We start from the raw sequence: 26,632 nt of genomic DNA on the forward strand, positions 1-26,632 counted from the left end.
CCAAAATGAAACGCCTTGCAATTCCCGCTCTGCTCGCTCTTCTGATCGTTGGCTGCAGCTCGACGCCCGACGCCGACCAGGCCGCCGCTCCTGTTGACTCCCCCAGCAGCACCGATGGGAAAGTCGCCACCGTAACTGCCGGCAACATGGACAGCCGCAAGCTGCCGCCCGAGCTGACCGACCCGAAGAGCATCCTGTCGAAGCGCAGTGTCTATTTCGACTACGACAAGTTCGACGTCAAGACGGAATACCGTGATCTGGTCGCTGCCCACGCCAAGTTCCTGACCGGCCATCGCCAGTTCAAGATGCTGATCCAGGGCAACACCGACGAACGCGGCAGCCGTGAATACAACCTCGCGCTCGGCCAGAAGCGCGCCGATGCGATCAAGAAGCAACTGGTTCTGCTCGGCGCCCGCGAAGATCAGGTCGAATCGGTCAGCCTCGGTGAAGAAAAGCCGAAGAACCCGGGTCAGAACGATGCCGCCTGGGCGGAAAACCGCCGCGGCGACATGCTCTACAGCGGCGAGTTCTAAGATGCCAGCCCACCTCCCGCGCTTTCGCCCGGCGATCTCCGTTGCCGCCCTGCTGGTCGCCCTGTTCGGCGCCCAGCAGGTACACGCAGCGCTGTTCGACGACGACGAGGCTCGTCAGCGAATCAACGATCTGTCGATCAAGACGAACGAACGTGTCGATACGCTTTCCCGTGCGCAAATCGAACTGGTCAACCAGATCCAGTCCTTGCGCGAAGAGAACGCCAAGCTGCGCGGGCAGGTGGAAACCCTTCAGTACGAACTCGAATCGGCCAAGAAACGGCAACAGGACTTCTACGTCGACCTGGACGGACGGCTGCGCAAACTCGAAACTGCCGCGGCACAGCCGGCCGAGGCTCCACCTCCCGCAGACACAGCCGCAGCTGCCGACGCAACCGGCAAGCCGCCGGCCGCGGACCCCGCCGCCGAGACCCGCGAATACGAAGCGGCGCTCAACCTGTTCAAGGCCAACAAGCTCAAGGAAGCGGGCAATGCGTTCGAAGCCTTCGCCAAGGTGCACCCCGAGAGCACGCTGACCCCGAATGCCTACTACTGGCAGGCCAATGCGCTGTCTGCGCAACGCGACTGCAAGCGGGCCATCGACGTCTACCGCGTCGTCACCACCAAGTGGCCGCAGAATCCCAAGGCGCCCGATGCGCTGGTGGGGGTCGCCGCGTGCCAGCAGGAACTGGGCGACGCGAAGAGTGCCCGCACGACCCTGGAAGCCGTCGTCATCAAGTATCCCGACAGCCCGGCAGCCGCCACGGCCAAGCAGCGGCTGAAAAAGTAGGCGGATGAGCAAGCGAGGTGACTCTCCCTCGTTGATCATCAACGAGGTTTTTCATTCATTGCAGGGGGAAAGTACCCGCGTCGGTCTGCCGACCGTATTCGTTCGCCTGACCGGTTGTCCGCTGCGCTGTACCTGGTGCGACACCGAACACGCCTTCTCCGGCGGCGAACGCCGGAACATTCCCGAGATCCTGGCGCAGGTGGCGACCTGGGGCACCCGCTTCGTTTGCGTCACCGGCGGCGAGCCGCTGGCGCAGAAAAACTGCCTGCCGCTGCTCACCGCGCTTTGTGATGCCGGTTACGACGTTTCGCTGGAAACGTCGGGAGCGCTGGACATTTCCGGCGTCGATCCCCGCGTCTCGCGCATCGTCGATTTGAAGGCACCGGCCTCCGGCGAGTCGGAACGCAACCTCTGGGACAACATCCCGCATCTCGCCAGTCGGGACGAATTGAAGTTCGTGCTCGCCAACCGTGCCGATTACGAGTGGGCCAAGTGCATCGTTGCCGAACTCGGACTGGACAAGCGCTGCCCGGTTCTTTTCTCGCCGGTCCAGGGCGACCTCGCCCCCTCGGACCTCGCGGAATGGATCCTCGCCGATCGCCTCCCGGTACGCTTCCAACTGCAACTGCACAAGTTGCTTTGGGGTAACATGCGGGGCAAATAACCCCGTTAAGCCCCAACCCCGGAGATTGCGCCATGACCGACGAACGCCGCAAGCACTCCCGCATCGCCTTCCACTCGCCAGCCACGCTGATTTTCCCCGACATGACGATCGATACCGTCGTGCTGGACCTGTCGCTCAAGGGCGCACTGGCACGCCTGCCCGCCGGCACGGAAGCGACCGAGCAGGCCGCTTGCCGGCTTTGCGTGCACCTCAACAACACGCAGACCGCGATCGAGATGGAAGCCCGCGTTGCCCACGTCGAAGGCCGTTATGCCGGATTGACCTGCCTGGCGATCGATCTGGACAGCGTGACGCACCTGCGCCGCCTCGTCGAACTGAACCTCGGCGACCCGGCGCTGCTGGAACGCGAACTGTCGGCCCTGATCGCCGACTGAAACAACACCATCCCGCTGCAGTTGAACAGCACGCTGCCTGCGGGCATACCCTCGCCCGCAGGCGGCTGCGAGCCGTGGCGCAAAAATCGTTAAAATGCGGCTCATTTGCAACTTTTCACGGCCCCACTGCACGGCCTCTTCCCATGCCCAACTCAACCATTTCCTCCTCACCGCGCGCCGTCGTCCTGCTCTCCGGCGGACTGGATTCCGCCACCAGCCTGGCCATCGCCCGCAATGCCGGCTTCGACTGTTATTGCCTGTCCGTCGACTACGGGCAACGCCACCGGACCGAGCTCGACGCGGCACATCGCGTCGCCCATGCTCTCGGCGCCAAGGAGCACCGTACCCTGCGCCTCGACCTGACGGCTTTCGGCGGCTCCGCGCTGACCGATGAGAGCATCGCCGTGCCGACCGGCGGCGTCGGCCCCGGCATTCCGGTCACCTACGTCCCGGCCCGCAACACCATCATGCTTTCTCTGGCGCTGGCCTGGGCCGAGGTGCTGCGCAGCAAGGACATCTTCGTCGGCGTCAATGCCGTCGACTACTCCGGCTATCCGGACTGCCGGCCCGAATTCGTCCGTGCCTTCGAAAACCTCGCCAACCTGGCCACCAAGGCCGGCGTCGAAGGACACCGACTGACCGTCCATGCCCCGTTGATCAACCTGACCAAGGCCGAGATCATTCGCCAGGGCCACGCGCTCGGCGTCGATTACGGCATCACCATTTCCTGCTATCAGGCCGACAAACAGGGACGCGCCTGCGGCGTCTGCGATTCGTGCCGGCTCCGGCATGAAGGCTTCGTCGCCGCCGGCGTCGCCGATCCGACCCGTTACGCCAACACGTAGCCACCCCAGCAATGACAATCAGCCTGTGAGGACATGATGGACGATGCCGCCGTTCCGCTCGACGCCGATGAATTGATGCTGATGTGCGACCGCCTCGAGGCATTGCCGCCAACCGATGCCGAATGGGTTGGCCGGCTGTTCCAGGAGTGTCTGCGGGCGCGGATGCACGAAGCGCAGTTGCTGGAAAACGGGGCGGGCACTGACACGCCGCCTGCCGACTGCTGCCACGAACTCGACACCCAGTTGGCGCAAGTAGCCCTGGACGCCGCGGAATGGCTGAAGACGCTGTGGGATGTCGGCTATATGGGGTCAGCGAGCTTCCCGGCGCAGCCGCGCACGGACTTCCCCCATGTCGACCTCGAGGACGTGCTCAAGTCCTCGTTGTTCGCGCGGATCCGCGAAGGCAAGCGGCCGCTGCCGTTTCCGCCGCCGACACGGAACGGCCTGCCCTGGCACGATCTTGTCGAAGGTGAGGCGGAAGAACACGTCGTCACAGCCGAGGTCACCGAGGGAGCCGAGGGCGTGGTTGGCCGCGCCCTTATCGAAGGCTGCCCCGACTGGCAGGTCATCGAGGAAGTCACGCCGGCGACTACCTACGTCGTGCAACATCGCGGCAAGGGCCCGCGCTACGAACTTCGCGTGAATCCTTTCTTTTCCACCTTGAAGCGTGAGGCACCCTGCTGGACACGGGAGATTCGCCGCCAGGAGCGTGCCGGCGTGCGCAGCTTCATGCTGCGCTGGCCAAAAACGGAGGGCGATCTGCTCGACGTTCCCCTGCGCGCGGCGACCTGGGAACGTGCCGAATCGGAGGCCGCCTACTGGATCGCCACGAACAGTCCGGAAATGTACGGGCAGGTCCGCTTTGAACGGGTCGAGGCCGACTAAAGACCTACAGAAAAACGGGCTCCGGCATCAGCTCGACGCCGAATTTCTCCCTGACATCGCGCTGAACAGCCTGCATCAGGGCCATGACGTCGGCCCCCGTCGCGCCGCCGTGATTGACCAGCACCAGCGCCTGCTTCTCGTACATGCCAGCCGGCCCGAGATCGCGGCCTTTCCAGCCGGCCTGCTCGATCAGCCAGCCGGCGGCGAGCTTAACGCGACCGTCGGGCTGCGGGTAGTGCGGCAGCGCCGGGTAGGCGGCAAGCAAGCGATCAGCCGTTGCAGTATCGACGACCGGGTTGTGGAAGAAACTGCCGGTATTCGGAATCCGGTCCGGGTCCGGCAGTTTGCGCTGGCGTACGGCGATTACCGCGTCGGCGATCTGACAGGCATCAGGCGTTGAAATGCCGCGTGTGTCGAGTTCGCGGGCGATATCGGCATAGCCGGTGACTGGCTGCCAGCGCTTCGGCAGACGGAAGGTAACGTCGGTGATGACGAAGCGCCCGTCGAGGTGCCAGCCTTCCTGTTTGAAGACACTGTCGCGATAGCCGAAACGGCAGGCCGCGCGGTCGAAGCGGACCGTCTCGCCGGTCTGCAGGTCGAACGCCGTCAGCGCATGGAACCGCTCGCCGGCTTCCAGTCCGTAGGCACCGATGTTCTGGACCGGCGCGGCGCCGACGGTTCCGGGAATCAGCGAGAGGTTTTCCAGCCCGGGCCAACCCTGAGCCAGCGTCCATTGCACGAAGTCGTGCCAGTTCTCGCCGGCGCCGGCGCGCACGTACGACGCATCGGCGTCTTCAGCCACCAGCGCCCGCCCGGCCAGGCCCATGTGCAGGACGAGACCGTCGAAGTCGCCGGTCAGCACCAGATTGCTGCCGCCCCCCAGCACGAAGAACCGACAATCACCCGGTGCGTAGAAGTCGGCCAGCGCGGCCAACTGGTCAGCCGACGTGATCCGCGCATACAACGCGGCATGCGCGGGCAAGGCCAGCCTGTTGCGCCGGAAGAGGCTGGCCTCGTGCTCGACGAAGTCCGGCCAGGGCCAACAACTCGCCGACGGCATCGTCAGAGCACTGGCGCCAGCCAGCGCTCGGCCTCGGCGATGCTCATGCCGTTACGCCTGGCCCAGTCTTCCAGCTGATCGCGGCCGATCTTGCTGACAGCGAAGTATTGTGCCTGCGGATGGGCGAAGTAGAAGCCGGAGACCGACGCGGCCGGGGTCATCGCGAAGTGTTCGGTCAGCCCCATGTCGGCGTTGGCCAGCGCGTCGAGCAGCTTGAACAGGTCGCCCTTGGCGGTGTGGTCCGGGCAGGCCGGGTAGCCGGGAGCAGGGCGGATGCCACGATATTTCTCGCGGATCAACGCCTCGTTGTCGAGGGCTTCATCGGCCGCATAGCCCCAGTAACGGGTGCGCACTTCGCGGTGCAGCCATTCGGCGCAGGCCTCGGCAAGGCGATCGGCCAGCGCCTTGAGCATGATCGCGTGGTAGTCGTCGTGCGCCGCCTCGAACTCCGCGAGCTTCTTCTCGATGCCGAGGCCGGCGGTGACGGCGAAGGCACCGATCCAGTCGGGTGTTCCCTTATCCGCGACGAAGTCGGCGAGACAGTAATGCGGCTTGCCGGAAGGACGCTCGTGTTGTTGGCGCAGGTTTTTCCAGACCGTCTGCGCCATCTGGCGCGCTTCGTCAGCGTAAATCTCGATGTCGTCGCCGACGGTGTTGGCCGGATAGAGGCCGAACACGGCATTGGCGGTCAGCCATTTCTCCTTGACGATCTTGTCCAGCATCGCCTTGGCGTCGGCGAACACCGAGCGTGCCGTTTCACCGACGATCGCGTCGTCGAGAATCTTCGGGAAGGAACCCGCCAGGTCCCAGGTCTGGAAGAACGGGCCCCAGTCGATGTAATCGGCCAGCGTCGCCAGATCGACTTCGCGCAGCACGTGCAGCCCCGGCTTGACCGGCGCGGCCGGAACGTACGCCGGATCGGCGTTCCAGACAAAACGGTTGGCGCGCGCGGCGTCGAGCGCGACCAGCGGCGTCGCCTTCTTGCCGGCATGCTGTTCGCGTACGCGGGCGTAGTCGGCGGCGATTTCCTGTTTGTAGCCGGCCGACTGCTCGGCGGAGAGCAGCCGGGTAACGACGCCGACGGCGCGTGAGGCGTCCGGCACATAGACGACGGTGCCCTCGTAGTTCGGCGCGATCTTGATCGCCGTGTGCGCGCGGCTGGTCGTCGCGCCGCCGATCAGCAGCGGTACGTCAAAGCCTTGGCGCTGCATTTCGGCAGCGACGTGGCTCATTTCTTCCAGCGACGGCGTGATCAAGCCGGACAGGCCAATCGCCTGTGCACCGTGTTCCCTGGCCGCGTGCAGGATCTTGTCGCACGAGACCATGACGCCGATGTCGATGACCTCGTAGCCATTGCAGCCGAGCACGACGCCGACGATGTTCTTGCCTATGTCGTGCACGTCGCCCTTGACCGTGGCCATGATCACCTTGCCCTTGCTCGCCGCGCCGGTGCGCCGCTTTTCCTCCTCGATGTACGGAATCAGGTGCGCGACGGCCTGCTTCATGACGCGTGCCGATTTCACGACCTGCGGCAGGAACATCTTGCCGGCGCCGAAGAGGTCGCCGACGACGTTCATGCCGCCCATCAGCGGGCCTTCGATCACCGACAGCGGCGGCTTCCCGGCAGCTTCCAGCGCCGCACGGCACTCCTCGGTATCGGCGACGACGAAATCGGTGATGCCCTTGACCAGCGCGTGCGAGAGACGCGCTTCGACGGACAGCTCGCGCCACGACAGATCCGGACCGCTTTCCTTGGATTTTCCTTCCTTGACGGTCTGCGCGAACTCGACCAGCGCTTCCCCGGCGTCCGGCGACTGGTTGAGAACGACAGCCTCGACCTTCGCGCGCAACGCCGGCTCGAGGTCGTCGTAGATGCCGACCATGCCGGCGTTGACGATGCCCATCGACAGGCCGGCCTTGACCGCGTGGTACAGGAAGACGGTGTGGATCGCCTCGCGCACCGGGTCGTTACCGCGGAAGGAGAAGGAGACGTTCGACACGCCGCCGGAAATCTGCGCGTACGGCAGATTGGCGCGAATCCAGCGGCAGGCCTCGATGAAGTCGACGGCGTAGTTGTTGTGTTCCTCGATGCCGGTGGCGATGGCGAAGATGTTGGGATCGAAGATGATGTCTTCGGCAGGGAAGCCGATGCTCACCAGCAGTTTGTAGGCGCGTTCGCAAATTTCGATCTTGCGCGCGTAGGTGTCGGCCTGCCCCTTCTCGTCGAAGGCCATGACGATCACCGCCGCACCGTAACGCCGGGCAAGTTTTGCCTGTTCGATGAACTTGGCTTCACCCTCCTTCATCGAGATCGAATTGACGATGCCCTTGCCCTGGATGCACTTCAGGCCGGCTTCGATGATCTCCCACTTCGACGAGTCGAGCATGATCGGCACGCGGGAGATGTCCGGCTCGGAGGCGATCAGCTTGAGGAAGCGGTCCATCGCCGCCTTGCCGTCGAGCATCGCGTCGTCCATGTTGATGTCGATCACCTGCGCGCCGTTCTCGACCTGCTGGCGGGCGACTGCCAGCGCATCGTCGAAACGGCCTTCGAGGATCATCCGGGCGAAGACGCGCGAGCCGGTGACGTTGGTACGCTCGCCGACGTTGACGAACAGCGATTCCGGACCGACGTTGAACGGCTCCAGGCCCGAGAGGCGCAGTTTCTTCTCGACGTCGGGGATGGTGCGCGGTTTGATCGTCGCCACCTTGCGCGCGATGGCGGCGATGTGATCCGGCGACGTACCACAACAGCCGCCGACGATATTCACGAAGCCGTGCTTTGCCCAGTCGGCGATCTCGTCGGCCAGCATTTCGGGCGTCTCGTCGTAGCCGCCGAAGGCGTTGGGGAGGCCGGCATTCGGGTGCGCCGAAACGTAGCAATCACATACGCGCGCCAGTTCCTCGACGTACTGGCGCAGTTCCTTGGCGCCGAGCGCACAGTTAAGGCCGAACGACAGCGGTTTGATGTGCGCCAGCGAGTTCCAGAACGCTTCCGCCGTCTGGCCCGACAGCGTCCGGCCGGAGGCGTCGGTGATCGTGCCGGAAATCATCACCGGCCAGCGCCGGCCGGCCGACTCGAAGAACTGTTCGATGGCGAACAGCGCCGCCTTGGCGTTGAGCGTGTCGAACACCGTTTCGACGAGCAGGATGTCGGCGCCGCCGTCAGTCAGTCCGCGGATAGCCTCGGTGTAGGAGGTCACCAGACCGTCGAACGTCACATTGCGATAACCCGGATCGTTGACGTCCGGCGAGATCGACGCCGTGCGCGAGGTCGGGCCGAGCACGCCGGCGACGAAACGCGGCTTGGCCGGATCCTTCGCGGTGAACTCGTCACACACCTCACGTGCCAGCCGGGCGCCGGCAACGTTCAGCTCATAGACGATGGCCTCGAGGTGGTAATCGGCCTGCGACAGCGACGTGGCGTTGAAGGTGCAGGTTTCTAGGATGTCGGCGCCGGCGGCGAGGTATTCGGCGTGGATGCGGCAGATGACCTCCGGCCGGGTCAGCAGCAGCAGATCGTTGTTGCCCTTGAGATCATGCGGATGATCGGCAAAACGCTCGCCGCGATAGTCGGCTTCCTGCAGGTTGTGCCGCTGGATCATCGTCCCCATCGCACCGTCGAGGATGAGCAAGCGTTGTTGCAACAGGGAAGTGAGTTCGGCGGAGCGATCTGGCTGCATGGAAAAACCTCGAAAAGAAAAAACCCGTTCAGCAAAGTCAGCGAACGGGTTTCGGCAAAGTCATCGAATCACGCCCGCTTTAGCCAGATTTGTAACGCGCCTGCAAGCTGAACTTCAAATCGGCGCGGCCCCGGCGATGAGCCGGAAAGAGGCCCGAATCTACGCGCCAAGCCCTTGATTGTCAATATTTCCGGGCGTACTAACTCCCTGAAATCGGGTAAAAATGGGTACCCGTCCGGGTAACATGGCCCTGCTCGTCGAAATACACGTCGAAGAAGTAGTCGTAGGAATTCTCCGATTTCGTCTTCCAGTCCCAGACGTATTCCCGCTTCAGCGAAAAATACTGTTCGCTTGCAGGCTTTCCGAGCAGGCGGCGGATCTGGTCGCGGGTCATGCCTTCCTTCACCCGGGCGAAGTTCTCCTCGGTCAGCACCTGCCGGACCTCGCGCAGGATCCGGTCAGGGCCGAAGTCGATCATGTAATTGACGACACCGAAAGGGGTACGCGGGTATTCCCAGGTAACCGACCCGTCGGTGTCGAGCCACTCCATCGTCGGCGGCCCCATGACCTCGCGCGTTTGCGCCATGGTGGTGACGCCGGGCTGGAGTTTTCCGAGCTTGACGCTGTCGCAGCCCGGCAGAAGGAGGGCGAGAAGTCCGGACAAGAATCCCACGAGCAGTTTCCTCGACATTGGTTGGCCTACTTCAGGGCGCCGAAGACTTTCCTGAGCATCGCCGAGCCGGTCCCGACCGGGTCCTTGCGGATCGATTTTTCCTGTTCGGCGATCATCTTGAACAGGCCATCCATGGCCTTGTGCGTGACGTAGGTGTCGAGGTCGGCATCCTTCTCGTCGAGCAGGCCGAGCTTGGCCGCCTGCCCGGCGTACTGGTTGTACTGTGCGGCCAGATTGACCTTGGCGGTAGCCTGCTTGACGATCGGCAGGAACTTGGCGGCGATGTCTTTCGACGTCGTGCGCTTGAAATATTGCGTGGCCGCATCGTCACCGCCGGTGAGGATGCCGCGCGCGTCGTCGAAGCTCATCGACTTCACGGCGTTGGTCAGGATCGGTTTGGCCTCGACCACGGCCATCTCCGCCGCGCGGTTCATCGTTTCGATCAGCTCGTCGGCCTGTTTCTTCATGCCGAAGGTGCGCATCGCCTTCTCCACCGAACGGAGCGAATCGGGCAACGGGATACGCACACGCTTGTCGCCGAGAAAACCATCCTTCTTGCCGAGCTGGCCGACGGCGATTTCGGCGCCGCGCGCCAGCGCTTCCTTGAGGCCCGAGGCGGTATCACTGTTCGACAGACTGTCGATACCGACGGCCAGAGCCTGACCGCCGAGAACGAGCGAAAAGGCCAGCGACAGCGTGAGCAGCCTCTTGATGACAGACGAAACGATTTGCATGGTGAAGCCTCCGTTCAGGACAATGGCCTACATTACTCCGTTGGCGCCGTGACCGACAAGTGCGTCGCCGCGGATTGCTCAAATTTCCGCGTCGTCGGCGACTTCGCCGCTACGGAACAGGCGTGGCGTGAGGTCATATTTTTGCAGCAGGCGATAGAACTCGGTGCGGTTGCGGTCGGCGATGCGTGCCGCATCGGCGACGTTGCCGTCGGTCATCTTCAGCAACTGGGTCAGATAATTGCGCTCGAAACGCTGTTTCGCCTCGGCGTAGGTCAAGGTTTCGGTCGCCGGCATGCGCAGCGCACGCTGGACCAGCGGCAGGGTGATCAGCGATGTTGTCGCCAGGGCGCAGCATTGCTCGATGACGTTGTACAACTGCCGCACGTTGCCCGGCCAGCTGGCGGTGGACAAGGCTTCAAGCGCTTCCGGCGCGATGCCGGTGATTCCCTTGTCGTATTTCTTGACCAGCAGCTGCATGAAGTGGCCGGCCAGCAGCGAAATATCCTCCCGTCGCTCGTCGAGGCGCGGCAGGGTCAGGGTGACGACGTCCAGGCGGTAGTACAGGTCTTCGCGGAAGAGACCCTCGCTCATCGCCGCTTCCAGGTCGCGGTGGGTGGCGGAAAGCACGCGCACATCGACCGGATCGGCGCGCAACGCGCCGACCGGACGCACGGCCTGGTCCTGGAGAACGCGCAGCAGCTTGACCTGCAAGGCCAGCGGCATGTCGCCGATCTCGTCGAGGAACAGCGTGCCGCCGTCGGCCGCCTTGAACAGGCCGGTGTGTTCGCTGGTCGCACCGGTGAAGGCGCCGCGCACGTGTCCGAACAGTTCCGACTCCAGCAACTGCTCCGGGATCGCGCCGCAGTTGATGGCGACGAAAGGCGCCTTGCTGCGTGGACTGGCGCGGTGGATGGCGCGGGCCAGCACCTCCTTGCCAGTGCCGCTTTCGCCGCGGATCAGGATGCTGGCGTCGGTGGCCGCGACGACGCGCGCCTCCTCCATCAGCTCTGCCATGCGCTGGCTGCGAAAAACGAGGCCGGCATGCCAGCTGCCGTCCGTGCCGCCTTCGGCATTACGTGTGGCCGGCGAGATGCGCAACGCCTGCTGCACCTTTTCGAACAACAGCTTGCTGTCGAACGGCTTGGTCAGGTAGCCGAAGACACCTTCGGACATGGCCTGCACCGCGTCAGGGATGGTGCCGTGGGCGGTGAGAAGAATGACCGGCAGCGATGGAAGCGAGGCATGGACTTCCCGGAAGAAGGTCAGCCCGTCCTTGCCAGGGAGGCGTATGTCGCTGATGACCAGCTGGGGTTGCTCGACGGCGATGCGCGACAGCCCCTCTTCGGCCGACAGTGCGGTCGAAACGCGAATGTCCCACGCGCGCAGGCGCATGGACAGCAGGCGCAGGATGTCCGGATCGTCGTCGATGACCAGGACATGGGCGGGATAAAGCTTGGGCAAGTCGTTCATAGGGCGGTCAGAATGCCGGTTTATCGGCGTTGGGGCGAATGGGTATCGAGCGCTCGATGTCGGTCAGCGCGTCGATCTTTTCCTGCAACTCATCGCGCTTGCGCTGGCTCTCCTTGAGCTGCTGGCCCAGGCGGTCGCTCTGCGCTTCGATGCGGAGACGCTCCTGATATTGCGTGGCGAGCAGCTTGGCCAGCGGATGCAGGCTGGCCGCCTCGGGCGCGTGCGAACGCAGCACGGTGTCGAGAATCGCCTGCGCGCGTGCCAGGTCGGTGGTAGCCCGTGGCATGCCGAAGAGCATCGCCTGCCGGACCTGCACGGACGGCGACGACGGCAGCCTGGCCAGCGTCTGACGCTCGCGCGTCAGCTCACCCGGCGTCATACGCTGCAGCAGGTGGTAGTAGCCGAGCAGCGGAAGCATCGCGTTCTCGTTGACCTGCACACTCGCGACAGGCGCCGGCCTGGAATCGGACTCCTGCTCCAGCGGCAAGGCAGCGCAGGCGGTGAGCAGACTGGTCAACACAAGTAATAGCCAGTGGCAAGGCAGAGTGTGGTTCGGAAGGTTCGTCTTCATGGCGGGGATCAGCTGGCGGGGGTCCATGGCAGTTCGATCTCGAAACGGGCGCCGGGACTGCCCGGCGCGGCAACCTCGATCCGTCCTCCCAGGACCGTGACGAGTTCGTGCACGATCGACAGGCCAACGCCACTGCCGTTCCGCGGGATGGGAGCAGGGCGCAGGCCCTGAACAAACGGAGCGAAGATCCGCTGTGCATCTTCCGCGGCGATTCCCGGGCCTTCGTCCATGCAAGCCAGGCGCAGCTTGGCACCGTCGATTTTTGCTTCAATCCGCACGGTCCCGCCGTCCGGGCTGAAATCGATGGCGTTCGAAAGGAGATTGTCGATGATCACGCGCAGCTTGTCGGCGTCTTCCATACCGGGCGTCGAGGGGGCGCTGCATTGAATCTGCACGTGCCGGGCCTGCACCTGCAGCTCCCGTTCCTGCACAACTTCGCCGAGCAGCCGCTTGAGGTTGACTGGCCGCCGATGGACGCGTCGCGAGCCCAGCGACACGGCGTTGAGACGCAGCAGGCTCTCGATGTGCCCCTGCAACGATCGGGCGTTGGCGTCGAGGATGTCCGCCACCTCCTGCTGCGCCGCGGTGAGCGGCCCGGCGATCTGTTCCTGCAGCAGGGCGACCCCCTCGCGGAGGGCTGTCAATGGGGTTTTCAGTTCGTGCGACACGTGGCGCAGCGTTTTTTCCCGTTCGGCCTCCAGCTCGCCGAGACGCACACGCAGCCAGTCGAGCCGCTTGCCGATCTGACGCAGATCGGCGGGGCCGCCGACCTCCACCGGATCGCCCAGGCGGCTTTCTCCCAGGCGCTCGATCGCCTCCTCGATGGTGTCGATGGGGCGGGAGAGCCACCAGCTCATCGCCAGGGCGATCAGAAAGGCCGAGGTGATCGCAGCTGCAACGAGCGTGCCGAGGCGCAGCCGGTTTTCCTCGAGTTCACCGAGCAACGCCCCATGCTGGTTCTCGATCCAGCGCTTGCCTTGCGCATCGAGCGCGGCATTGATTGTTGCGAGCCGGACCAGCGCGCTGGCCAGCTCCTCGCCGGCATCCTTGCGATGCAGAGAGGCGCTGAGCTCGTCGACGCTTCGCCGCCAGTCGACGGGCAGGGCGGCCAGCGGCTGCCCGGGCAGGGATTCGAGGCTGTCGATGGCGGCGAGGGCATGCGTCAGCTGTGCGTCGAAACGCGCCAGCACACCCTGATCGCCGAGCACCATGTACTGCCGGGCGCTGCGTTCGAGTTCCGTCGTGCGCTCGGCCAGCTCCTGCGTCGACGCGCTGATGCGCAGGGCGAGCGCGCCGTTGGCCCGGCCTTGGGCCGCGAAGCGTTCGAGCAGGTACCAGCTGCGCACGCTGGCGCCGCCGAGCAGGGCGACAATGAGCAGGAGACCGGCCAGCATGCTCTGGCGGAACGACACACGAATCATGGGCAAAGGGGTATTGGCTTGCCATCAAGAGATGTTCAAGCGTAGCAGAATGCGATCCGGAAAAAACCCGGATATGCGGAAAGAATTGAGGAAAAATTTCCGATGTCGCCATTTGGCGACTTCCCAACACATTGATATTACTAGGTTATGACTGAGTAATCGGGTTCTCGTCGTCACTAAACGACAAATCGGACGGCGTTTTTCAAGCCGATTCTCGGCCGCACACCCCACTTCGTTGTTTATCAAGGGAAAGTCTTGTCTGGCACGGATATCGCTGTAGTCGGCTGACGTTTCCGACACCACGAAGGAGTATCCGTGTTCAACAAATCGACCTTGTTCAATCGCAACGATCCAGTGACCCGCCGTGATAGCGCTCCGGCAACGCTTGGCAGCACGCGCCAGACCCCGGCGGCCGATAGCCCCGCTGGACGCAACGCTGCGGCCGGCAAGGATATTTCGACAACACCAGCGACAAGCGCTTCGCCGTCAGTGACGCTACCGGTCGACGCCGCCCCGACACCGACCGTGGTTGTTGAGGCGAAAGCGCCGGCCTCTGCCGACTCCAGTGCAGAAACAGGTATGGGCGCCCGCCTGATCGTCGGCCCAGAGGTCAAACTCAAGGGGGCGGAAATTCTGGACTGCGATACGCTGGTGGTCGAAGGCCGGGTCGAAGCCACGATGGACAGCCGCGTAGTTCGCATCGCCGAGCACGGGGCGTTCGTCGGCAAGGTCAGCATCGACATCGCTGAAATCCACGGTTCATTCGAGGGCGAACTGACTGCGCGCTCGCAACTGATCATTCACTCGACCGGGCGGGTGAAGGGCACCATCCGCTACGGCCGCCTGGTGGCCGACGAAGGTTGCGAACTGTGTGGCGATGTCGCCGTTCTCGCCCCTTCGCATGCGTCGAAGCCGAAGTTAGGCCGCGAGGCGCTCGTTGAACTCGATGCAAGCGCCACCTAGCCATCGGCTACGCCTCGCCGTGCGCCTCAATCACAGCGCGACTTGGCACTGGCTGTGGGCTATGGGGTGCGGCGTGGCCGTGGCCATCGCCCTGCGGTGCGGGGAGACTCTTGTTCGAGGCTTCGCAAATTTTCTTAGCTAAGTCGTTCGGTCTGTGCCATTATTTTCAAGCCATGCAAGAAAACACAACAACATACCAGGGAGGTTCCGCAGTAGCACGCCGACCAGTGTCACAGCTGACGGTCGTGTCGCTACGTGCACCTGACGATCACGGATTCGGCGACTACGACATTCGTCTGGCGCGTACGACGGCACAGCATGGTGCAATCAGCAGCCTGGTGCGCCGGATGTACTCCTGGCGCGGTTACAGCCTCCAGCGATCGGCCTATCTTCCCGGCGACCCTAACCGGATGAGCCTGGCCGTCTGGCAGGACAAGGAGGCTTTGGCCACCCTGACCATCGGCCGTGATTCGCCCGCGGGCCTGCTGGCCGATGGGCTCTATGCCGAGGAACTTGACGGGTTGCGCCATCCGGGACGCGTGGTTTGCGAGGTGACGCGGCTGGCGGTGCATCCGGATTTCAGCTGTCCCGATATGCTCAATGCGCTGTTTCACACGGCACTGCTTTACGGCAAGGCCGCGTATCGTGCCAGCGATGCGGTCATCGAGGTCAATCCACGCCACGTGCGTTTTTACAAAAACCGTTTTGGTTTCCGCCAGATTGGCAAGCTGCGGCAATGCCCGCGGGTCGACGCGCCGGCGGTACTGCTGCACCAGACGCTGGACAGTCTCAAGGTCCAAGGGGCAGGACTCGATTTTCTGCGAGAAGAAAGGACGATCACCCTGCCACTGGCAGCAGCGTCCTGACACATCCGGGAATCAAACGGCGTGTCGCCGGGTACGCATCAGCGTACTCTTCCCGAACAAACTTTCGATCAGATCAACGGCCAGCTCGGCCGTGCGGTTGCGCACGTCAAGCGCGGGATTAAGTTCGACCACATCGAGCGAGGCCAACCGGCCGGTATCGGCGATCATTTCCATGCAGAGCTGCGCTTCGCGATAGGTCGGGCCGCCGCGCACCGCCGTACCGACACCCGGAGCGACGTCCGGGTCGAGAAAATCGACATCGAGACTAACGTGCAGATGGGTGTCCGGCCCGACCAGGGCCAGCGCCAGTTCCATCGTCTGGCGCATCCCCGTCTCGTCGATGAAGCGCATGTCGAACACCTCGATGCCGGCGTCGTGCACCAGCCGTTTCTCGCCGGCATCGACGCTGCGGATACCAATTTGACGGATTTCCTTTGCACTTAACGCCGTGCCGCTGCCACCCAACTCCACCAACTCCCGCGGACCGTTGCCGCACAGACAGGCGACCGGCATGCCGTGCAGATTGCCGCTCGGAGTCAGCGCCGCGGTGTTGAAATCCGCGTGGGCATCGAGCCACAACACCCGCAGTTTCTTGCGCCGTTCCCGGCAATGGCGGGCCACCGCACTGATCGAGCCGATCGCCAGCGAATGATCGCCGCCGAGGAGGACTGGCAGGCAGCCGCGTTCCAACTCATCGAACACCGCCGCATGGACGGCACGATTCCAGGCGACGACCTCCGGCAGGTGACGAAAGCCGTTTTCCACAACCCGCTGCGGATTGGCCGGCCCGGCGACGTTGCCGGCATCGCGCACCTCGAACCCGCAGCGCGCGATGGCCTCAGCCAGCCCGGCGACGCGCAAGGCATCCGGCCCCAGGCGGGCGCCGGACGTGCCGGCGCCGAGGTCGGTGGGCGCTCCGACAAGACTCACGCACTTCATGCTCACTCCCTTTCTCGCCATTGAAGCGTCGTAACGTACACTAGCAGCTTCAGCATTAGCGGACCTGCCATGATGACTCGGACCTTCATTTACGTTTCGTGTGCCGGAAGCCGGCAAATCGACGTTTTCGCCCTCGATACCGACAGCGGGGCGGTGACCCTGCGCCAGCGCGTACCGGTCGCCGGCAGTCCCCTGCCGCTTTACGCCAGCCGGGACGGTGCCCGCCTGTACGTCGGCACCTGCGCCGAAGACGCCTTGCTGGCGTACTCGATCGACCCGGACAGCGGCGAACTGGCCCGCTTGGGAGGCATTCCATCGCCCGGAGCGCCCACCTACGTGAGTTGCGACGCCGCGGTACGAACCGCCTTCGTCGCCTCGTACCGCGGCAACCTGCTGGCCACCTTCCCGCTCGACGACAACGGTGTGCCGGCGGGCCCGGGCCAGGTCGAGGCGGATTTGCCGCGCGCCCACGCCGCGCTGACCGACCGGAGCAACCGCTGGCTGCTGGTACCTCTGCTCGGTGCCGAGGAAATCAGCGTCTTCGCACTCGCCGGCGACGGGCGCATTGCACCGCATTCAGTGGTACAGGCACGCACGGGGAGCGGGCCGCGGCATCTGGTGATCTCGTCGGACAATCGCCACGTGCATTGCCTGAACGAACTGGACGGCAGTGTCGACCTGTATGCGTTCGACGCCGAGCGGGGCGAATTGCGACGGACGCAATCGGCAAGCATGCTGCCGGCGGCCTTTGCCGAGGCGCCGTGGGCCGCCGAACTGCGCGCGAGTCCCGATGGTCGACTGCTCTTCGCGACGGACCGGCGATCGAGTACGCTGGCGGTCCTGTCGACCGACGGACAACTCGCCCCGCTCGGTAGCCATGCGACGGAGACGCAGCCGCGCGGGATGGCGATCGATCCGTCCGGCCGCTGGCTGGTGGTCGCCGGCCAGTTGTCGGGATACCTCACGGTGTATGAGGTCGACCGGCAGTCCGGCGGACTGCAGGCGCGGCATCGTCATGCCACCGGTGACGATCCGATCTGCGTCGAAATCGTTTCACTCGAATAACAAACATAACAAACAGCAGCTCAATTCGGAGAGACCAGGGAACATGAACAAAACCTCGCGCGACGGATTCACCAGCACCTTCGGCGTCTTGCTGGCCACCCTCGGCTCGGCCGTCGGTCTCGGGAACATCTGGAAATTCCCCTCGCTGACTGGGATGAACGGCGGCGCCGGTTTTCTTCTGGTTTACCTGCTGGCGACCCTGCTGATCGGCTTGCCGGTGATGATCGTCGAGACGATGCTCGGCCGCGCGGCGCGCGCCAACGCCATTACCACCTTCGATCGCGTGGCCCCGCGCGGGCAATGGTGGTGGAAAATCATCGGCTGGATGGGCTTCCTCGCGGCGCTCTTCATCATGTCCTTCTATTCGGAAGTGGCCGGCTGGGTCTATGCCTACGTTTTCAAGGCGGCGACCGGCGCGATTTCGACGACCGATCCGAAAGCCGCCGGCGCCACGTTCGGAGCACTGGTATCGAATCCCGTTACCTCGCTCGTCTGGCAGTGGGTCGTGCTCGGCCTCACCGGCAGCATCATCATGCTCGGCGTGGCGAAGGGCATCGAGGCGGTCGCGCGCAAGCTGATGCCGCTGCTGTTCATCCTGCTGCTCGTGCTCTGCGTGCGCAGCCTGACGCTGCCCGGCGGCGCGGTGCCGGGGCTGACCTTCCTGTTCAGCCCGGACCTCGCCAAGATCACCCCGGCCGTGATCCTCACCGCGCTCGGTCTGGCCTTCTTCAAGCTGTCGATCGGCATGGGCTGCATGCTGACCTACGGCAGCTACTTCCGCGACGACCAGAACATTCCGGCGACAGCAACGCGGGTGATGCTCGCCGACCTGTCGGTTTCGCTGCTCGCCGGCATCGCCATCTTTCCCGCCGTGTTCGCCTTCGGTTTTGAGCCGGCGGCCGGCCCGTCGCTGGTGTTCATGACCATCCCGGCGGTATTCACCTCGATGCCCGGCGGCACGGTATTCATGACCATCTTCTTCGTGCTCACCGCGGTGGCCAGCGTCGGCGCCATTCTCTCGCTGCTCGAGGTACCGGTCGCCATCCTCTCCGAACGGTTCGGCTGCGGGCGCAAACGCGCTTCGCTCTACACCATCCTGGCGATTGCCCTTGTCGGCGCGCCAGCCGCGCTGTCACAGAGCCTGACGGCAGAGACGAAGATTTTCGGGATGAATCCGTTCGACCTTTACGACTTCCTCAGTTCGAACGTGATGCTGCCGCTCGGCGGCATCCTGATCTGCCTGTTTGCCGGCTGGGTCTATGGCCTGCCGCAATTGCAGAAACAGCTCGGCAATGACGGCCAACTATCCAACGGCGGGCTGGTCCGGGCGGTCTTCTTCCTGGTGCGCTACGTCTCGCCGCTACTGATCGGCATCGTGCTGCTGCACGGGCTGAAGGTCTTTTAGGGGGCTTCGGGTTTTCCGGCGGACTGATGGGTTGATAACCTGTATCCCGACAGCCCACCGTTCGGAGTCTCTGATGAACGAGGCGCTTCTTTGTCAGATAGCTGGATCAGCCAGTGTCCAGCGTCAGCCTGCCGACTACTCCAGTCACATCATCGCCGCACTGCGCAATTGCATCGTCATGCGGAGTTCATTGATATTGTGGGCCTGGGTTCGGCCACGAGCCGCCTTATGGTGACGAATCGGAACAATGCCTAGCCATACACACTAGCAGCCAGGAATTAAGTAAACTGCCCTTGAATCTCCAGTCTCTTTCCCTATGCGCGCAATTCTCCCGCAGCGCCAATCTCCAACCTAATGAACCAAGGACAAGAACAATGAGACAAGCTGAACTGCCGGCTACTGCACTTTTGCTTGACCCGAACAACTATCGTTTCCATGAACTGGAAAACTACGTTGAAGCGGCGGAAGACCGATTCGCCGAAGATGCAGTTCAAAATCGTGCCCAGCAGCGGCTACGGCAGGAAGAGGGTATCCAGGAACTGAAGAACTCGATTGTTCGAAATGGATATATCCCAATCGAGCGAATTGTTGTTAGACCGTATGTCCACGCAGAGGGCAAATACGTGGTTGTAGAAGGAAACCGACGTGCTGCTGCGGTTAAATGGATCCTCGACGACCAAGGCGCTGGCGTGAACATTCCCCAAGCGACTCTTGGCTCGATCGCCAACCTTCCGGTCGTAATCGTTGAAGAGGCCGCGCCCGACGAGGTGTTTCGCGCATCTTTGATGGGTATTCGACATGTTTCTGGAATTAGGCAATGGGGCGGCTACCAAAGGGCAAAGCTTGTCGCACATATGCGTGATACCCTACAGCTGGACAGCGGCGAGGTGTCCGATCGTCTTGGCATGTCCACAAACGAGGCAAATCGGCGATACCGCGCGTTCCAAGCGCTTCGGCAAATGCAAACGGATGAGGAATTCGCAGATTTCGCAACGCCATCAATGTACGCGATTTTCCATGAAGCGGTTTCTCTGACCGCCGTGAAGGCTTGGCTCGATTGGCACGACGTCGAGGGTAAGTTTTGCAACGAGGAAACCCGCACTCAATTTTACGAATTGATCACGCCCCGAGAAGATGAAGAAGGGCGCAAGCTAGACCCTAAAATTACATCTTATTCCCAGGTTCGCGAGTTGCGATCAATCCTCGACAAACCCGAGGCAAAACGAATCCTGCTTGATCCATCTCGGCCGTTCGTCGAAGCCGTGGGTATCGCGAAACAGGAGGAATTCGCGAGGCTCTGGGTTTCGTCAGTAGCCGAGGCCATTTCGTCTCTTGAATCTCTTGGAGTAAAAGAACTCAAGGACCTTCAGCAGACCGAGGTTGACTCCCTAAAGAAGCTGCGCGATTTGGCGAACGAGCGACTTCAAGATTACGCAGCGTTGACTGGAAAACAGGTCTGACATGCGGCGTGGGCCGGTAACTGTAGCAGACTTGATCCAGGGAGAGCTACAGCTCGACGCGCCACCAAGAAGAGCAAGGGAGATTATTTCGGAATTTGCTCTAGCGCGCGGGTGGGTCGATAGTGCTCAGGAAGCACAGGAACTTGGCGAACGCTGGGAAGGAGGCGTACTGTCGCGCCTTCGGGCAACCCACAGCGAGTACAACAGTGTTGGTCGACCAACGACGTTTGCCTTTAATTCATCTTCGGATTATCTCGTTCAGGGAGCTTGCTTTGTTGAAGGGCTAGACTCCCCCGAACTTGCAGAAAAGAAAGCGCGAAGACTCAAACATTCTGACTATCGTGCCGTGTTGAAGAGCCTTAGACCCAACCAGTTTGAGTCCTTATGCGGCAAACTCATTGGGCTCCTAGGCGTAAACGACCCTGTCGTAACGAGGTCATCCGCGGATGAAGGAATCGATTTTTTTGGAAAACTTTCGCTCGGTGGCTTTTTCTACCCGGATGATTTGACACCTACGGTGCAGCAGCAGCTGGATATCTGGCTTGTTGGGCAAGCGAAACACTATCAAGAAACGCAGGCTGGCACTCCAGAACTGCGGGAGCTCGTTGGGTCTGTAGAACTCGGGCGCGCCAAGACATTCGGTAGCGCTCGTTCCCCCCTTGAAGCGATGGACATTCGTGTGGCCGACCCTGTATTTTTGATCTTTGTCACGACTGGAACTATCAGCGCGAATGGCTGGACGCTCCTTAAGCGATCGGGCGTGATCGGGTTCGATGGCGAAATGGTCGCTGCGTTTCTCGCTGATCGTGGTGCTGGCATCGACGGATGTGGGCTTCTCCACAGAAAACTTTATCGCGTGGTTGGACACGTGACGTAATTGCAAGGCCGCTCTCTATTTGATTGGCTAGTTCAGTTGGGCGCTTATGAAGAATGCCCGCGATTCTGAATTTCGGAACGTCTGCTTCGGGTCGAACCCGCTCTTTAGTCCACGCGCCAGCGCTTTGCAGAAAAAAGCGCAGCACGCGGAACACCTTGAGGTTAGGCGCAGCCTAATTCAGTCCTTGTATAGGCCGCGCAACAGAGCGATTTCCGCAGCGAAGCCCGGCAGTTCGTTCGGCGTTTCCAGCAGGAACGGCAGATGACGCAGCGTGGGATGGTTGATGATGCGCCCGATCGCGTCCAGGCCGAGATACCCGTGACCGATGCGCTCGTGGCGGTCCTTGCGGGCGCCGCGCGGATTCATGCTGTCGTTGAGGTGGATGGCGTGCAGACGGCCGAGACCGATCACCCGGTCGAAGTGTTCCAGCACCCCGTCGAGGTCGTCGACCAGGTCGTAGCCGGCGTCGTGCAGGTGGCAGGTGTCGAGGCAGACCCCCATCTTTTCCTGCAGCGTGACGCCGTCGAGGATGCGGCGGAGTTCCTCGAAGCTGCGCCCGACTTCGCTGCCCTTGCCGGCCATTGTTTCGAGCAGCACCGTCGTGTGCAATTCCGGCGTCAGCGCGGCGTTGAGCTGGTCGACGATCAGCGCGATGCCGGCCTCTTCGCCTTGCCCGACGTGGCTGCCGGGGTGAAAATTGTACAGATTGCCCGGCAGCCGCTCCATACGCGCCAGGTCGTCAATCATCGTCTCCAGCGCGAAATTGCGCGTTTTCGGATCGGCCGAACACGGATTCAGGGTATAGGGCGCGTGCGCCAGCAGCTTGCCGAAACCGTGTTCGGCCGCCAAGGCCAGAAAGGCGTCGATGTCCGCCTGATCGATATCCTTGGCCTTGCCGCCACGCGGGTTGCGGGTGAAGAACTGGAAGGTATTGGCGCCGATCGCCAGCGCGTCGCGGCCCATGGCGAGAAAGCCGTTGGCCACGGAGAGGTGGCAGCCGATGTTGAACATCAGGCGACGCCCGCGCTGTGCGCCTGCTTGTCCGCCCAATAGCTGCTGCGCACCATCGGCCCGCAGGCGGCACCGGAGAAGCCCATCCTCTTCGCTTCGTCCTCGTACATCTTGAAGGTATCCGGATGCACGTAGCGGGTGACCGGCAGGTGGTGCGTCGACGGGGCGAGGTACTGGCCGATGGTCAGCATCTCGACGCCGTGGGCGCGCAGGTCGCGCATGACTTCCAGGATTTCCTCGTCGGTCTCGCCGAGGCCGACCATCAGGCCGGACTTGGTCGGAACCTGCGGGTAGCGCGCCTTGAACTGCCTGAGGAATTCCAGCGAGTGCGTGTAGTCGGCGCCGGGGCGGGCCTGCTTGTACAGGCGCGGCACGGTTTCGAGGTTGTGGTTGAGCACGTCGGGCAGGGCGCGGCCGAGTACGTCGATGGCCACCTCCATGCGCCCGCGGAAGTCGGGCACCAGCGTTTCGATGGTCGTTGCCGGGGATTGCGCGCGCACGGCGGCGATGACGTCGGCGAAGTGGCCGGCGCCGCCGTCGCGCAGGTCGTCGCGGTCGACGCTGGTGATCACCACGTAGCGCAGCTTGAGATTGGCCACGCTCTCGGCGAGGTTGGCCGGCTCGTCAGGATCGGGCGGTAGCGGCTTGCCGTGGCCGACGTCGCAGAACGGGCAGCGGCGCGTGCAGATGTCGCCGAGGATCATGAAGGTGGCGGTGCCGCGCCCGAAGCATTCGCCGATGTTCGGGCAGGCGGCTTCCTCACAGACGGTGTGCAGCTTCTGCTCGCGCAGCATGCGCTTGATCTCGCCGAAGCGGCCGACCTCGTTGCCGGCCTTGACGCGGATCCACGCCGGCTTTTTCAGCGGCGTGTCGACGGGAACGATCTTGATCGGAATGCGTGCAGTCTTCAGTTCGCCCTTCTGTTTGACGCCGGCGATTTTCGTGGCGGGTGGCGTGGTGGTTTCGGTCATGAGGGTTCCAGCGGGTTTTACAGTAATTGGATCAGGTGTCGGATAAGCGCCTCGGCGGCCTGCGCCGGCGTGAGTTGAACGCCGAGGTCGCGCAGTTGCGTGACAGGCATGCCGGCGTAGCCACAGGGGTTGATCGCCGAAAACGGCGCGAGTTCCATCGCGACGTTCAGCGACAGGCCGTGATAGCTGCAGCCGCGACGGATGCGCAGGCCGAGCGCAGCGATCTTGGCCGGGTAGTCGGCGTTGCCGCCCTGCGGCACATAGACGCCGGGGGCGCCGTCCAGGCGGGTAGCGTCGACGCCCAGTTCCGCAAGCAGGTCGATGATCGCCTGTTCCATGCAGCTGACCAGTTCGCGCACCTTGAGACCGCGCCGGTTGAGGTCGAGCAGCAGGTAGATGACCACCTGACCGGGGCCGTGATAGGTGATCTGCCCGCCACGGTCGATCTTCACCAGAGGGATGCCGTTGTCGGCCAGGAGGTGTTCGGGCTTGCCGGCCTGGCCGAGCGTGTAGACCGACGGATGTTCGCAGACCCAGAGCTCGTCGGCTGTCGATTCGTTGCGGGCGGACGTGAAGTCGATCATCGCCCGCCAGGTCGGCTCGTAGTCGACCCGGCCCAGCTGGCGGACGGAAATCGGCGTGCCGGCCATCCAGGCCTAGAGCACGACCTTGACCAGCGGGTGTCCGCTTAGCTCGCGGTACAGCGCGTCGAGTTGCGCCTTCGAGGTGGCGGTAATCGTGCAGGTCAGGCTGACGTACTTGCCGCCGGACGAGGCGCGCATTTCCATCGTCGCGCCGTCGAAGTCCGGCGCGTGGCGGAGGACAATCTCGAGCACCGTATCAGCCAGCGCGCCGCCGGCCAGTCCCATGATCTTCAGCGGGAAGGCGCAGGGGAATTCGAGCAGTGTCTCCGATTGTCCCTTCTGTTCAGGCATCGCAGTGCCTCATCACGCCTTCGCGGAAGGCGCAGAACCAGTCGTGCATGCGCTTCGTCACCGGGCCGGGCTTGCCGGCGGTTTCGCCGTGGCCGACCGGGCGGCCGTCGAGCGTGACCACGGCCAGCACTTCCTTGGTCGAGGAGGTCAGCCACACTTCGTCGGCGCTGCGCAGTTCCTCTTCGCTGACCGGCCGGACCTCGTAGGCAGCCTTGTGCTCCTCGGCAAGTTCGAGCACCACGTCGCAGGTGATGCCGGGCAGGATGCGGTGATCCTGCGGTGGCGTGAGGATAACGCCGTCGCGCACGACGAAGACGTTGGTCGACGAGCCCTCGGTCAGGTATCCGTCGCGCAGCATGATCGTCTCGGCCGCGCCGATGTCGGCGGAGAGCTGGCGGGTCAGGACGTTCGGCAGCAGCGCGACGGTCTTGATGTCGCAACGCGCCCAGCGGATATCCGGCGCAGTGATCGCCGCGACGCCTGTCTCGCGCAGCGCGTCGGACGGGCCGACCAGCGGCGCGCTGAACAGGAAGACCGTCGGCGCCACGCCGGGCGGGAAGCACGGGTCGCGCTTGACGTCGGCGCCACGGGTGACCTGGATATACACGGTCTGGTCGGCAAACTCGGTCTCCGCGATCAGGCGCAGGATGATCGCCTTCCATTCGGCATTGCTGTGCGGATTCACCAGGCGGATGCCGTCGAGCGAATCCTGCAGCCGACGCAGGTGCTCGTCGAGGCGGAACGGGCAGCGGGAATAAACGGGGATGACCTCGTAAATCCCGTCGGAATAGAGGAAGCCGCGATCGAGCGGCGAAATGCGCGCTTCGGAAAGCGGCAGGAACTGCCCGTTCAGGTACGCCTTCATGCGAACTCTCCTAGTTGAACCACAGGCGAATGCTGTCGATCGCCCGCCCGAAGATGCCGGCGACCGGCACCGACTCCACGGCGACCACCGGATACTCGCCGAAGGGCTTGCCGTCGACCAAGACCTTGAGCGTGCCGATCGGCTGGCCGGCCGCGACCGGGGCCATCAGCGGCTGCTGCGAGACCAGTTCGGTGGTCAGGCGCGAGGAAAAACCCTTGGGAATCGAAATGACGAAATCGTTCTGGAAGCCGGCTTTCACTGTCGGCGTGGCGCCTTTCCAGACTCTCAGATTGGATACGGCCTGATCCTTGGCGTAGAGGCGCACGGCCTCGTAGAACTGGAAGCCGTAGTTGAGCAGCTTGAGCGACTCCTGCGTGCGCACCGCGTCGGACGCCGTGCCGAGCACGACCGACAGCAGGCGGCGGTCGCCGCGTTTGGCCGAGGAGATCAGGCAGTAGCCGGCGGCCTCGGTGTGGCCGGTCTTGACCCCGTCGACGGTCGGGTCGATCCACAGCAGGCGGTTGCGGTTCGGCTGGGTGATGTTGTTGTAGCGGAATTCCTTGATCGAGTAGTACTTGGCGTATTCCTCGGGGAAATCGCGGATCAATGCGGTGGCGAGGATGGAGAGATCGCGTGCAGTGGTGTAGTGCTGCGGATCGGGCATACCGGCGGCGTTGCGGAAGCTCGAATTCTTCATGCCGAGGCGCTGCGCCTCGCGGTTCATCATCTGCGCGAAATTGTCCTCGCTGCCGGCGATCGCCTCGGCCAGCGCGACGCAGGCGTCGTTGCCCGACTGGACGATCATGCCCTTGATCAGGTCTTCCACCGCGACCTGGGTGTTGACCTTGATGAACATGCGCGAGCCCTGGGATTTCCAGGCCTTTTCCGAGACCGGCACGGTCTGGTCGATCTTGATCGTACCCTGCTTGATCGCTGCGAAGGTGAGATACGCGGTCATCAGCTTGGTCAGCGAGGCCGGCTCCAGACGCTCGTCGGCGGCCTGGGCGGCGAGTTCCTGGCCAGAGGCCGATTCGATCAGCAGCCAGGACTTGGCGGCCAGCGCGGGCGGAGTCGGCATCTGCTGCGCGGACGCCAGCAGCGGCAGGAGCAGGAAGGACAGGAACAGCGAACGCAGCATGGTCATGAGGGCAAGAATCCGGTAAAGATTGCGAAGGGAAAGATTATAACAACCGGTTTTTCCCCTCTCCGGCCGGAGCGCAACCGTTTTTTGTAACGGGACGTAATTGGGATAGGGGGCAGTCATTATAGACTGCGCCCCTCCCACACCACCCGGCATGCGGGTCCGCACCGGGCGGTTGGCATGGTTGAGGTCATACGCAGGCAAACCCTCCTGCACATGCCTGGTTTCGCCAATTCGAGTTCGGCAAGATTGATTGTCTCGCTGCCAGGCCATTGAGGACTTCATCCTCGCTGGGTTTATGGCGAGCTTCGCACAGGAACATCTGAGACCCCTCGCTCTTGATAACTCGGTGATTACACCTCCCATGCCTTCGGCCCTTCGCTCCAGACTGGCAGCTACTATGGCCTCTGCTG

At 63.3% G+C, this 26,632-nt stretch carries 26 protein-coding genes and 1 riboswitch; of the genes, 12 read left to right on the forward strand and 14 right to left on the reverse strand.

The features are described 5' to 3' along the window. Positions 1-5: 5 nt before the first annotated feature. The 6 genes from pal to BO74_RS07220 all read left to right on the forward strand — a co-directional run bounded on the left by pal (position 6) and on the right by BO74_RS07220 (position 4,109). Positions 6-533, forward strand: a complete 528-nt coding sequence (pal, locus tag BO74_RS07195; RefSeq protein ID WP_496441132.1) for a peptidoglycan-associated lipoprotein Pal — start codon at positions 6-8, stop codon at positions 531-533. Position 534: 1 nt separating this feature from the next. After that, positions 535-1,320 carry a tol-pal system protein YbgF gene (ybgF, locus tag BO74_RS07200; protein WP_496441134.1) on the forward strand — a complete coding sequence of 262 codons (786 nt, stop codon included), beginning with the start codon at positions 535-537 and terminating at the stop codon, positions 1,318-1,320. A 4-nt stretch (positions 1,321-1,324) separates the two neighbouring features. Further along, positions 1,325-1,984 carry a 7-carboxy-7-deazaguanine synthase QueE gene (gene queE, locus BO74_RS07205; RefSeq protein WP_496441136.1) on the forward strand — a complete coding sequence of 220 codons (660 nt, stop codon included), beginning with the start codon at positions 1,325-1,327 and terminating at the stop codon, positions 1,982-1,984. A gap of 32 nt (positions 1,985-2,016) precedes the next feature. Beyond that, on the forward strand, positions 2,017-2,379 hold the full coding sequence (locus BO74_RS07210) for a PilZ domain-containing protein (protein ID WP_496441137.1): 363 nt from the start codon (positions 2,017-2,019) through the stop codon (positions 2,377-2,379). A 143-nt stretch (positions 2,380-2,522) separates the two neighbouring features. Continuing rightward, the gene (gene queC, locus BO74_RS07215; RefSeq protein ID WP_496441139.1) at positions 2,523-3,224 is read left to right on the forward strand and encodes a 7-cyano-7-deazaguanine synthase QueC; all 702 of its coding nucleotides are present in this window, start codon (positions 2,523-2,525) and stop codon (positions 3,222-3,224) included. A gap of 33 nt (positions 3,225-3,257) precedes the next feature. Further along, entirely contained in the window at positions 3,258-4,109 is an 852-nt protein-coding gene (locus BO74_RS07220) for a hypothetical protein (protein WP_496441141.1), read from the forward strand. 4 nt (positions 4,110-4,113) lie between these two features. Here BO74_RS07220 and murB read toward each other — a convergent pair whose 3' ends face one another. From murB to BO74_RS07255, 7 genes are all read right to left on the reverse strand, one after another. Further along, the gene (gene murB, locus BO74_RS07225) at positions 4,114-5,169 is read right to left on the reverse strand and encodes a UDP-N-acetylmuramate dehydrogenase (RefSeq protein ID WP_496441142.1); all 1,056 of its coding nucleotides are present in this window, start codon (positions 5,167-5,169) and stop codon (positions 4,114-4,116) included. A 2-nt stretch (positions 5,170-5,171) separates the two neighbouring features. Continuing rightward, positions 5,172-8,852, reverse strand: a complete 3,681-nt coding sequence (metH, locus tag BO74_RS07230) for a methionine synthase (protein ID WP_496441144.1) — start codon at positions 8,850-8,852, stop codon at positions 5,172-5,174. 58 nt (positions 8,853-8,910) lie between these two features. After that, positions 8,911-8,988, reverse strand: a riboswitch (SAM riboswitch). Between the two features lie 63 nt (positions 8,989-9,051). Next, positions 9,052-9,525, reverse strand: a complete 474-nt coding sequence (bamE, locus tag BO74_RS07235; RefSeq protein ID WP_496441145.1) for an outer membrane protein assembly factor BamE domain-containing protein — start codon at positions 9,523-9,525, stop codon at positions 9,052-9,054. Positions 9,526-9,551: 26 nt separating this feature from the next. Continuing rightward, positions 9,552-10,259 carry a DUF4197 domain-containing protein gene (locus BO74_RS07240; protein ID WP_496441147.1) on the reverse strand — a complete coding sequence of 236 codons (708 nt, stop codon included), beginning with the start codon at positions 10,257-10,259 and terminating at the stop codon, positions 9,552-9,554. A 78-nt stretch (positions 10,260-10,337) separates the two neighbouring features. Then, entirely contained in the window at positions 10,338-11,729 is a 1,392-nt protein-coding gene (locus BO74_RS07245; protein WP_496441148.1) for a sigma 54-interacting transcriptional regulator, read from the reverse strand. Between the two features lie 7 nt (positions 11,730-11,736). Then, positions 11,737-12,300: a permease gene (locus tag BO74_RS07250; protein WP_496441151.1), complete on the reverse strand. Its 564-nt coding sequence runs from the start codon at positions 12,298-12,300 to the stop codon at positions 11,737-11,739. A gap of 8 nt (positions 12,301-12,308) precedes the next feature. Then, on the reverse strand, positions 12,309-13,721 hold the full coding sequence (locus BO74_RS07255; RefSeq protein ID WP_496441180.1) for a sensor histidine kinase: 1,413 nt from the start codon (positions 13,719-13,721) through the stop codon (positions 12,309-12,311). A gap of 315 nt (positions 13,722-14,036) precedes the next feature. Between BO74_RS07255 and BO74_RS07260 the strand changes: the two genes are divergently transcribed. After that, positions 14,037-14,684, forward strand: coding sequence for a bactofilin family protein (locus BO74_RS07260; RefSeq protein ID WP_496441153.1), 648 nt, complete (start codon positions 14,037-14,039; stop codon positions 14,682-14,684). Positions 14,685-14,929: 245 nt separating this feature from the next. Then, positions 14,930-15,550, forward strand: coding sequence for an N-acyl amino acid synthase FeeM domain-containing protein (locus BO74_RS07265; protein ID WP_496441155.1), 621 nt, complete (start codon positions 14,930-14,932; stop codon positions 15,548-15,550). 12 nt (positions 15,551-15,562) lie between these two features. Here BO74_RS07265 and rocF read toward each other — a convergent pair whose 3' ends face one another. Beyond that, entirely contained in the window at positions 15,563-16,489 is a 927-nt protein-coding gene (gene rocF / locus BO74_RS07270) for an arginase (protein WP_496441157.1), read from the reverse strand. Between the two features lie 69 nt (positions 16,490-16,558). Between rocF and BO74_RS07275 the strand changes: the two genes are divergently transcribed. The 4 genes from BO74_RS07275 to BO74_RS07290 all read left to right on the forward strand — a co-directional run bounded on the left by BO74_RS07275 (position 16,559) and on the right by BO74_RS07290 (position 21,296). Beyond that, entirely contained in the window at positions 16,559-17,554 is a 996-nt protein-coding gene (locus BO74_RS07275) for a lactonase family protein (RefSeq protein ID WP_496441159.1), read from the forward strand. A gap of 43 nt (positions 17,555-17,597) precedes the next feature. Further along, positions 17,598-18,959, forward strand: a complete 1,362-nt coding sequence (locus tag BO74_RS07280) for a sodium-dependent transporter (RefSeq protein ID WP_496441161.1) — start codon at positions 17,598-17,600, stop codon at positions 18,957-18,959. Positions 18,960-19,333: 374 nt separating this feature from the next. Further along, positions 19,334-20,419, forward strand: coding sequence for a ParB N-terminal domain-containing protein (locus tag BO74_RS07285; RefSeq protein WP_496441163.1), 1,086 nt, complete (start codon positions 19,334-19,336; stop codon positions 20,417-20,419). Between the two features lie 31 nt (positions 20,420-20,450). Next, positions 20,451-21,296, forward strand: coding sequence for a restriction endonuclease (locus tag BO74_RS07290; protein WP_496441165.1), 846 nt, complete (start codon positions 20,451-20,453; stop codon positions 21,294-21,296). A gap of 177 nt (positions 21,297-21,473) precedes the next feature. Here BO74_RS07290 and BO74_RS07295 read toward each other — a convergent pair whose 3' ends face one another. The 6 genes from BO74_RS07295 to BO74_RS07320 are packed head-to-tail and all read right to left on the reverse strand — an operon-like array spanning position 21,474 to position 26,216. Next, positions 21,474-22,307: a deoxyribonuclease IV gene (locus tag BO74_RS07295; protein ID WP_496441167.1), complete on the reverse strand. Its 834-nt coding sequence runs from the start codon at positions 22,305-22,307 to the stop codon at positions 21,474-21,476. Further along, the gene (lipA, locus tag BO74_RS07300; RefSeq protein ID WP_496441169.1) at positions 22,307-23,278 is read right to left on the reverse strand and encodes a lipoyl synthase; all 972 of its coding nucleotides are present in this window, start codon (positions 23,276-23,278) and stop codon (positions 22,307-22,309) included. The genes BO74_RS07295 and lipA overlap by 1 nt, the downstream gene beginning before the upstream one ends. Before the next feature lie 17 nt (positions 23,279-23,295). After that, positions 23,296-23,928 (reverse strand): lipoyl(octanoyl) transferase LipB, encoded by a 633-nt coding sequence (gene lipB / locus BO74_RS07305; protein ID WP_496441171.1) that lies wholly within the window; start codon positions 23,926-23,928, stop codon positions 23,296-23,298. A 6-nt stretch (positions 23,929-23,934) separates the two neighbouring features. Then, on the reverse strand, positions 23,935-24,213 hold the full coding sequence (locus BO74_RS07310) for a YbeD family protein (RefSeq protein ID WP_496441172.1): 279 nt from the start codon (positions 24,211-24,213) through the stop codon (positions 23,935-23,937). Then, positions 24,206-25,078, reverse strand: coding sequence for a D-amino acid aminotransferase (locus tag BO74_RS07315; RefSeq protein ID WP_496441174.1), 873 nt, complete (start codon positions 25,076-25,078; stop codon positions 24,206-24,208). The genes BO74_RS07310 and BO74_RS07315 overlap by 8 nt, the downstream gene beginning before the upstream one ends. Before the next feature lie 10 nt (positions 25,079-25,088). After that, positions 25,089-26,216: a D-alanyl-D-alanine carboxypeptidase family protein gene (locus BO74_RS07320; protein ID WP_496441182.1), complete on the reverse strand. Its 1,128-nt coding sequence runs from the start codon at positions 26,214-26,216 to the stop codon at positions 25,089-25,091. Positions 26,217-26,632 lie beyond the last annotated feature (416 nt).

It is taken from the genome of Propionivibrio pelophilus DSM 12018 (assembly GCF_059569095.1).